Origin of the sequence: Marinobacter vulgaris (assembly GCF_003344045.1) — a bacterium.
In the GTDB taxonomy this organism is placed as follows: domain Bacteria; phylum Pseudomonadota; class Gammaproteobacteria; order Pseudomonadales; family Oleiphilaceae; genus Marinobacter; species Marinobacter vulgaris.
Genome location: NZ_QFWX01000052.1, coordinates 1 through 388, shown reverse-complemented (window position 1 = coordinate 388; position 388 = coordinate 1). Strand labels below are relative to the sequence as shown.

1 protein-coding gene is annotated in these 388 nt (G+C 60.3%); it reads left to right on the top strand.

Translation table 11 applies throughout. The features are described from left to right. The coding region (locus DIT71_RS17970) for a hypothetical protein (protein WP_158538986.1) at nt 1-388 on the top strand (388 nt) is incomplete at both ends.

The following is a 388-nucleotide window of genomic DNA, read 5'->3' as shown; positions in this document are numbered from 1 at the left end:
TGCGATGCTACGGCCCCTGAAGGATGGCCATATTCGTCTGCATTCACCCTGGGGTCATTACAGGGCAGGTGCCCAGCCGGCGCTCTTCAGGCGGCTGACACGGGAACTTGAAGACGCCAATGATGACCGGGAGCTCACCAGCTACCTGGGCGATCTCAAAGAGTCGGCGCGTGACGTGATCCATGAGGATTATCTCGCAAGCGCCGTTAGCCATGGCGGCAACCGGCTGGTGGAGTGGGGACGCCTTAATGACCTCATCGGTTACCTGAACATCCGGGCCATGGCCGGGCAAAGCGGCAAGTCAGGCAAACCGGCTGCGGATCTCAGTGCGGTCGATAGTGTGATGAAGAGGGTGCTGGCAGATGTTGGCGAGCTCCCCAATCTGGTG